The sequence below is a fragment of the Paenibacillus residui genome, assembly GCF_042677205.1.
Classification (GTDB): Bacteria; Bacillota; Bacilli; order Paenibacillales; family NBRC-103111; genus Paenibacillus_L; species Paenibacillus_L residui.
Map to the genome: position 1 here is coordinate 1 of NZ_JBHTIU010000020.1, position 8,391 is coordinate 8,391.

General features: G+C 52.1%; 7 protein-coding genes. 1 reads left to right on the forward strand and 6 read right to left on the reverse strand.

Going from position 1 to position 8,391, the window contains the following annotated elements:
- Positions 1–69: 69 nt before the first annotated feature.
- The 3 genes from ACFQ03_RS05800 to ACFQ03_RS05810 all read right to left on the reverse strand — a co-directional run bounded on the left by ACFQ03_RS05800 (position 70) and on the right by ACFQ03_RS05810 (position 5,294).
- The gene (locus ACFQ03_RS05800) at positions 70–549 is read right to left on the reverse strand and encodes a DUF6530 family protein (RefSeq protein WP_144935102.1); all 480 of its coding nucleotides are present in this window, start codon (positions 547–549) and stop codon (positions 70–72) included.
- 492 nt (positions 550–1,041) lie between these two features.
- The gene (locus tag ACFQ03_RS05805; protein WP_379286723.1) at positions 1,042–4,176 is read right to left on the reverse strand and encodes an efflux RND transporter permease subunit; all 3,135 of its coding nucleotides are present in this window, start codon (positions 4,174–4,176) and stop codon (positions 1,042–1,044) included.
- A complete protein-coding gene (locus ACFQ03_RS05810; protein WP_186328299.1) occupies positions 4,173–5,294 on the reverse strand; it encodes an efflux RND transporter periplasmic adaptor subunit in 1,122 nt (373 codons plus the stop codon). The genes ACFQ03_RS05805 and ACFQ03_RS05810 overlap by 4 nt, the downstream gene beginning before the upstream one ends.
- 204 nt (positions 5,295–5,498) lie before the next feature.
- Here ACFQ03_RS05810 and ACFQ03_RS05815 point away from each other — a divergent pair, with 204 nt between their 5' ends.
- On the forward strand, positions 5,499–5,660 hold the full coding sequence (locus tag ACFQ03_RS05815) for a hypothetical protein (protein ID WP_186328300.1): 162 nt from the start codon (positions 5,499–5,501) through the stop codon (positions 5,658–5,660).
- Positions 5,661–6,012: 352 nt separating this feature from the next.
- Here ACFQ03_RS05815 and ACFQ03_RS05820 read toward each other — a convergent pair whose 3' ends face one another.
- From ACFQ03_RS05820 to ACFQ03_RS05830, 3 genes are all read right to left on the reverse strand, one after another.
- On the reverse strand, positions 6,013–6,822 hold the full coding sequence (locus ACFQ03_RS05820) for a zinc ribbon domain-containing protein (protein WP_379286726.1): 810 nt from the start codon (positions 6,820–6,822) through the stop codon (positions 6,013–6,015).
- A 468-nt stretch (positions 6,823–7,290) separates the two neighbouring features.
- Complete coding sequence (locus ACFQ03_RS05825) at positions 7,291–8,127, reverse strand: 1,4-dihydroxy-6-naphthoate synthase (protein WP_379286728.1); 837 nt, start codon at positions 8,125–8,127, stop codon at positions 7,291–7,293.
- The coding region (locus tag ACFQ03_RS05830) for a phosphorylase family protein (protein WP_449290181.1) at positions 8,124–8,391 on the reverse strand (268 nt) is incomplete at its 5' end. The genes ACFQ03_RS05830 and ACFQ03_RS05825, both read right to left, overlap by 4 nt.

Sequence of the window (8,391 nt, forward strand, 5' to 3'; positions counted from 1 at the left end):
CTGTAGGGCTAAAAGCGGATACCGTCTAAAGACGGTGGAGTTGAACCTCGCTTTTGGAAGTTAAAAATATTAATACCCCATATCCTTCAAAATTCTCGATAAAGTGCGCAGCCGTTCCCCGATCATCTCATCGTCGTTACTCAGAGCCTGATTGAACAGCTTGATATCTTCGTTGATTTTCTCGTTGTCCGTGCAAACCGCTACCGTCATGGCATCACCCTGCAGGCCGACCCGGTCGATGACCGGATTCTCCGTATCGTACAAATGCTCATATCGGTAAGCTTCGCGAAAATGCGCGATCGTCCGGCAAATAAGAATGGATAGGTCAAGCACACGATGTAGCGGCATTTCCTCCGACTGTCTGGACCATTTCTCCCCCGTATATCTCCATACTTTGGCCGAAATATCGACGTTGCCCCTGTCATTCCACTGAGCCAATCCCAGGGACAGGCCCTTGGCATCCGTATTTCGGGCATACCGTCCGTCGATCTGCTCGTAATTTTCCGACACGACAACGGGTTTATGCTTTAGTGTTGTTGGTATTTTCATATGTGTACCTCTTTTCTTTTAAATTCCCTTCGTTTCACCCAGTTTAAAGGACAACGAATATTTCGTTTCACTAAATTACTGATTTACTAAATTACTGAATATTATATTTTTGAATTGAACCAAAGTCAACCGTCTCTAGCCAAAAATGGGCGCTGCTTTTATCCATGTGGCTTTTCCATAGTGACAAGCATAGCTGATCTTGATGCGAACGATGCGTTCTATATAATAAATCGAATAATCATACAATCGGCCGTATGTATGGCACGAAAGGTCCGCTTTTGTTATGAATAATCGTTCAAATGGACAGAACTAAAAGCACTTCGCGCCCATTGTCCGCTTATATAAAGAAGCCCTTGCATCGCAAGGGCTTCTTACACGTTACTTCCATTTGTTTCTACTGCAGCTGCTATTACAGGTCTAGCTGCTTCTTCTGCAACTGCCTCTACACAGGGCGGCCTTTCCGCAGGCTATCCGTAATCTGCTCATTCAAGCTTAACCGTTGATCCCGGTCGGGACAATGGTCGAATCCTTCTTCTTCCGGCGAAAGAGTCGCTTGAACCAGCCGGCCATATCGTCAAACAGAGTGTACATGACCGGGATCAGGAACAGGGTGAAGCAGGAGGAAACCATCAGCCCGAAGATGATGACAACCGCCAGCGGAGCCTGAGACTCGCCCCCCTCGCCGATTCCTAAAGCAAGCGGGATCATGGCGAGCACGGTGGTCAGCGTAGTCATCCAAATCGGGCGCAGCCTAGTCGTACCCGCCTGCATAATGGCTTCGGTACGATCCACGCCCCGCCTGCGCAGCACGTTGATGTAATCAATAAGCACAATGGCGTTGTTGACCACAATCCCCGCCAGCATAATGAGTCCTATCAAAGCCGGAACGCTAAGCGGCTTACCGGTTACGAACAGCCCCAGCATAACCCCTACGAACATGGTCGGCATGGCAAACATAATCACCAGAGGATGAAGCACCGACTCGAACTGGACGGCCATGACGATATAAACAAGGAAGATAGAGAACACCAGTGCCATAGCTAAATCCTGGAACGATTCCATCATATCCTCCGCCTGACCTCCCATAGAATAGGAGTAGCCCTCCGGAAAATTCATACCGCTTAGAGCTGCGTTAATGTCGGTAATGACTCCGCCAAGATCACGGCCTACGATATCGCTCGTCACATTAACCTGGCGCTCCTGATTCTGCCGCTGGATTTCCGAAGGTCCTTGGATCTGCTGCAAATCAGCCACTGCGGACAGCGGAATGAGCTGTCCGGTCGCCGTAGGCAGCATCATCATTTCCAGGTCGCTGATCGTCTTCCGTTCGCCCTCCGGCAGAAGAATTCGGACATCATACTCGTAGCCGTCTTCCCGATAGCGGGTAGCCACCCGGCCATTGAAGCCGGTCTCCGCCTCCTGAAGCACCTGCTGGTAGCTCAAGCCGTATTGAGCCGCCGCTTCGCGGTTGACGTGCACTTGGATTTCCGGACGCCCTGCAGAGATCGAGCTCTGGGCATTATGAATGCCGTCAATTTGGGAAATCGTCCAGACTACTTGGTCCGCCAGCTCGGAGAGAACGGCGTAATCCGGCCCGTTAATCTGAATCTGCACAGGGTTACCGGTTCCCAGTCCCGCCGATGCTTCGGTTACTACGATCTCGGCGCCGGGAATTGAAGCCGTCTTCTCCTGCAGTTCTACCATCATCTGACTGGTGGTCATGCTTCGTTCATTGGCGGGTATCAGTTGAATATTAAATGACGCGGTATTCGTCCCCGAGCCGCCGAAGCCGCCCCCGCTGCCTATCGATAAATAATTGGTTTCAATCAAATCCGCATAAGGCTTCAGCATTTCAGACACCTGGTCCGCTGCCTTCTCGGTTTCGTGCAGGTTCGATCCGGTATCGGTCTCAATATTGATCGTGATCTGTCCTTGATCCGAGGCAGGGAAGAACTCCATACCGATGAATGGAACTAGGGCCAGGCTGCCTACCAATATAACGATCGTCAGGGTAACGGTCGTTTTGCGATGGGAAAGCACCCATTTAAGCAACTTTTTATATACCTTTATTATTCCGCCAAACCAGGCAGTAAAGCGGCTGAACAATCCTTTTCCAACCTGCTTGCCGCCATTGCCGTTGCGAACTTCCTCATGCGTCTTGAGCTTGAGCATTTTCGAGGACAGCATCGGAACCAGAGTCAACGAAACGACCAGGGATGCGATCAGCGAGAAGGAAACGGTCAAGGCTAACGGAACAAACAGGTCCGAAGCGATTCCCTTAACGAAGACAATCGGCAGGAAAACTACCAGACTGGTAGTAGTGGATGCGATAACCGCCGATCCCAGCTCGGACGCTCCCTGCTTGGCCGCCTCGATTAACGTAGCACCGTTGCGGCGGTGCCTCGTAATATTTTCCAGAATAATAATCGAACAGTCGACCATCATCCCGATCCCGAGTGCCAATCCCCCCATGGACAATACATTGACCGTCTGTCCGGTGAAATACATCAATGAAAATGTGGAGATTACCGCAATCGGAATAGAGATCCCGATAACAAGCGTCGCCCGCAGGCTTCGCAGGAACAGCAGCAGGATGAAGACCGAGATGGCCCCTCCTAAAATCATGTTGTTAATAACCGAAGATATCGATTCTTTGATAAAAATCGAGGTATCCATGACGACGGACAATTTGGCCCGGTCGCCAAGCTCCTGATTGATCTTCACAATCGCCTTGTTCAATCCGTCCGCAACCTTGACGGTATTGGCATTGGAACGCTTCTGTACGGATAAGACAAGGGCTGATTCTCCATTGACCTTGGTCAACGAGTTTTGCTCCTTGTAAGTATCCTTCATCTCGGCTACATCCGATATCCGGATATATCCGCCTTGCGGCAGCATCAGCAAGGTGTTCGCAATATCGTCAAGGCTCGTATATTCTCCCTGGACCCTTATCTGCAGATCCTTATCCCCCTTGGCAATGACACCGGCCGACGCCGAGCGGTTCTCGCCGCTAAGCGCCTGAACAATCTGCCCGCTCGAGATTCCGTAACGTTTCATCTCCGCGCGGTTGAGCTCGAGTTGGATTTCCCGGGTCTTTCCTCCCTGCACCGACACGGAGCCCACCCCGTTCACCCGCTCCAGCATAGGAACGATCTGGTTCTCCGCGATATCCTGCAGCACCTCCGGCTTATCCCCGTTCAGGCCGATGGACATAACCGGAATTTGTTGAGGGTCGAAGCGCAGCACGGAGGGATCATTCGCATTGTCCGGCAAGAAGCTCTTCATCTGGTCGACCTTCTCCCGGACTTCGGCAACGGCCGTATCCAGATTGACGCCGGAATCGAACATCAGCACAACCAACGAGGAGTTAGGCTGGGAGGTCGACTGAATGGTGTTGACCCCCTGAACGGAGCTGACGGCGGATTCCACCGGCCGGCTGACCAAATTTTCCACTTCTTGCGGGCCTGCGCCCTGATAACTGGTTGCTACGACGACGATCGGCAAGTTGATGTTGGGAAACAGATCGACCGCCAAATTTTTAAGCGATACGAAGCCGAGCGCCAGGATGGCCAGAACGACCATGACGACACCGACGGGACGTTTGACCGATACGTCTACAAGCTTCAATTAACGTCCCCCTCCCCCATCACCTTCACTTTGCTGCCATCTGTCAAAGTAAACTGGCCTTTCGTTACGACTCGTTCCCCTGCGGTGATTTCTCCCTGTACCGCTGTTTCATTCGTTTGCGATTGAACTATCTGTACTTCCTGTTTGACCGCTTGGTCCCCACGGATAACATATACATAGGACTTTCCATTCTCCTCCAGAATGGAGGATGTAGGCAGGATGAGCACATTCTCGGCAAGGGTTTGCGGAACCAGAAGCTTGGTTGTCATTCCCGGCTTGATGCTGCCGTCCGCATTTCCTACCTTAACCTCTACAGTAAACAGCCCGGAATCCAGGGCTGCGGGAGACACATATTCCACCGTTCCGGTTACCGGCCCGCTATCCGAGTTTAACGCCAGTTCAACATTTTGCCCTTGCTGGAACAGCGGCAGCTGCTTCGGGCTGACGTTGGCCACTACCTTGATCGGATCCAGCGACACAATCACCATGAGAGGAGATTGTCCCACGAGCTCTCCAACTTCATTCTGAATGGACAGCACTTCACCGGAGATAGGCGAATAAATGACCGAGTCGGATAATCTTTGCTCCGCCTGCTTAATCCGCAGATTAGCCTGCTTTACTCCGATTTCCGCCTGTTCGACGGCCAATTGTGCCTGCCGCAAGTTTTCAGCCGCCTGCTCCTTCGCCACTTCGTCTCTCAGCGAATTTTTGGAAGCATCCAATCCTTGGCGCTCTCTCGACTTAGCGAGCTCAAGCTGGTTCAATGCATTGGCCAGCCCGGCTTTCTCCAGCTCCAGGGCCGTTACAAGATCACGATTATCCACAGTGGCCAGGGGGTCTCCCTGCTTGACGGCTTGTCCTTTGCTGACATGCAGCTCCGCCAGCGTCCCGGATACTTTAGGCACCACGGTAACTTGGCGAGATGCTTGCACTGTACCGGCTATTTCCAGATTAAGTGCCATATCCCCCTCGCGAACCGTCTCTACCTGGACAGGAGTCTGTTTCTCCTCTGCTTCCTGGCTCCCTCCAGTCGGATTCCCACTGCATCCCGCAGCGATCAGGACAAGAACAAGCAGCAGGACTATACTACTAGATCGGGTCCAATTTCTTCCGAGCATTCTCATTTCCCCTCTTCGCTAGTGTCTTTTTCTTTTCTAATGGTACTATTTACTGACTCATTGGTCAAAACAATTCGCTAAACATTTATTCCATATTCCCTGAGAAATAAAGGGGAATAATATTTTTTCAAAAGATTGTCACTTTTCGAAATGACCAACTGGTCAATTGGATAGTCTATCCACATATTGACAGGTTTTAGTGTTATGGCAGATAATGCAGGAGTTAACTTCTTCTTATCGAATTTGAACTCTATTGAGGTGATGATCATGGTGTTTGTTAATTGGGGGTTAATAGCTATTCTGGGAGGAGCGCTGCTGCTCCTCGTCATTATCGCCATCCTAATTGTCGTCCTGCTGAAGAAATAACGGAGTTCTGTCAATCCCCCAAAGTGGACGTGTGGCCTTCGAAGCTTAGTCCGTCCGCACTCCAACGGAGTCGGCGTCTAAAACCTTCCTCTAAACGCGGTCGCTCTTCTTGCCTTGCTTCGATAAAGATTTGCGGGGAGCCCCATTTGGTATGATAGGTAGCTTTTTATACCAATTGTTGATTTTATCCACTATGATGCTTTAATCAACTTAAACTTTCCAATGTGGTAAACAAGCCTGTGTACTCCTATTTGAACATCCGCCAATCAGCGTGGTTCGTGAGGCGCAGGCCATATCCGCGCCAAAATCCCCCGGCCACTGCTCAAGCACCGGGGGATTGCTATAGTTCTATTTAAAATTTGACGACAAGACTCAGGAAGGACTTCGTCAGGGAATCCCCGGCGACCCATAGATAGAAACACAGGACAAAGAAAACGGCAAACAGGCTGTATAACGGATCGGCGCCGGTTCCTTCAGATTCCTTGTTGAAAGAGTAAATAGTAACGAGGACCGCAGCTATCCATCCCAACAAAATAAATACAAGCAAAAATAAAGCCAGCGATCTCAATCCGATCAGCGACGTGAGAAAGAAGACAATCGTCAATCCGACGGGTACTACGGTCAGAGCGCTATAGCGGGACAGTACTTCCGTAAATCCCTTGGATAACTTCATCAGATATTTAACCGCCACCCACAGCATACCTGCGGTAAGAAGCACCAGAACCGAGATGTGAAAGAAACTGACCATGAACGTCTTGAACACCGGAACCTGTGTGCCGATGCTTAAAATCCCCATCTTCAAACTTCGCAATTGAACGACATTCGACAGGCTGAAGAATAACACGAACAGACCGAGCGTAATCCAGCCGTTAATCCATTGGGACGGGGCAGCCGCCACTCCGTTGGTCAACGGGGATTTCAGCTTATCCGCCGCGTAGCTCCAATAGCCCTTGGCCACGAGCTTTCCCTTCTCCGCATAAGGCTCCCATTTCTCCCGGGACGAAGCGGATGCGGTCTGGGCATCCTTCCCTTCCGCCGTTTTCTCTCCCCGGCCCGTCAACTCTGCGGCCGCGGCTGATTCCTCCTCTAGAAAGTACCCGCATTCGGTACACATTTTTTGATCATCTTTGTTCGGTTGATAACAGTTAGGGCAATGAATCATATCCTCTTCTCCTTCTGCTTAGCATTAGTTCTAGAAACTTCTGACCGGCGCCGCGTATGCATAGGCCTCTCTATGTTCCGGATCCCGTCGCCTTCTATTCCGTCAAGAGAGGGAGTCAGATTATTCCTCTTAATTTAAATAATACTTTATAGTATTAAATAATACGAGGCTGAAAGGCTCTGGTTTCTCAATTTTTGTAAAGTTTTAATCTAATATATTCCATTCCTCTGAAGGGTAGTCCTTATTCAACCGCTTTTTGCAGCCGAAAATATCCTGGTTTGCTTTCTTCCTGCAATCCCCGTTTAAAGTTGCATTCTTTTTTACAAAATAGCGAGGACGCCGGGATAGACGGCTATCGCCGTCCTTTGGAAACTTATACCTTCTTATATTTGCAAAAAAGGCACTTGCCTGTACCTCTCGCAAGTGCCTTTCATTGAAGCATATGATGCGCCGAATCTCTGTCGGCATTTACCGTAAAGCGGCCGGGTCTATCTTCGGTACCAGCCCTTCTTCCGCAGCCCGGCCAAGGAGGGCGTTGATTGCCGCATACCCGTCCTCGCCCAGCTCAGCGGTGAACTCGTTCACATATAAGTCAATATGCGCCTTGGCAACCTCGGGATCCATCTCTTGAGCATGGCTCAAGACATAATTCTGTGATGCCTCCGGGTGCGCCCAGGCATACTCCACCGACTCGCGCGTCCACCGGGCAATGGAAGCCAGGTCCAGAGAGCGCTTGGCGATGATCGCTCCCAGCGGAATGGGCAGGCCGGTATCCTCCTCCCACCACGCTCCGAGATCGGCCAGCAGATTTAATCCATACGACGGATACGTGAAACGGGCCTCATGAATCACCAGGCCGGCATCGATCTTGCCGTCGCGCACCGCCGGCATAATCTCGTGAAACGGCATAATCACGATCTCGCCTACGCCGCCGGGCACGTTGCGGGCCGCCCACAGCCGAAACAGCAGATAAGCCGTGGAACGCTCACTCGGCACCGCCACCCGCCGGCCCGCCAATGCCGCAGCCTCCGCTCCCTCTGCAGAAGGGGCGGTCAGCACTAACGGGCCGCAGCCTCGGCCCAGCGCTCCCCCGCAGGGCAGCAAGGCATAATCGTTCAGTACCCACGGCAGGGCGGCGTACGAGATTTTCAGCACGTCCGGCCCATTGGCGGCAACCGCCAAATGGTTGGTCACATCAATATCGGCATAGGTGACATCGAGCTTCGGCGCTCCCGGAATAAGTCCGTGCACCCAAGCATGGAAAACAAATGTATCGTTAGGACAAGGGGAAAAAGCTATCTTCATTCCAGCACCTCCTGCAGTACTGCGCCGGCGGCGGCCAGCGCGTCCAAGGCTTCTCCGATCCGCCATGCGGCCCGGTCCCGCGGCCCTACCGGATTGGAGATCGCGCGGAGCTCCAACACCGGCAGGCCGAACTGGCGGGCGGCTGTCGCTACGCCGAAGCCTTCCATGCCTTCGGCCGCCGCCCCGGGCACCCGCGCAGCCAGCCGCGCGGCGGTCTCGGCCGTGCCTGTCACGGTTGAGACCGTGACGGCCGGGCCCACCGCG

Coding starts and splice junctions, on each gene's coding strand:
- ACFQ03_RS05800 (WP_144935102.1), bottom strand. CDS start 549: ATGAAAATACCAACAACACTAAAGCATAAACCCGTTGTCGTGTCGGAA.
- ACFQ03_RS05825 (WP_379286728.1), bottom strand. CDS start 8,127: ATGAAGATAGCTTTTTCCCCTTGTCCTAACGATACATTTGTTTTCCAT.
- ACFQ03_RS05820 (WP_379286726.1), bottom strand. CDS start 6,822: ATGATTCATTGCCCTAACTGTTATCAACCGAACAAAGATGATCAAAAA.
- ACFQ03_RS05815 (WP_186328300.1), top strand. CDS start 5,499: ATGGCAGATAATGCAGGAGTTAACTTCTTCTTATCGAATTTGAACTCT.
- ACFQ03_RS05810 (WP_186328299.1), bottom strand. CDS start 5,294: ATGCTCGGAAGAAATTGGACCCGATCTAGTAGTATAGTCCTGCTGCTT.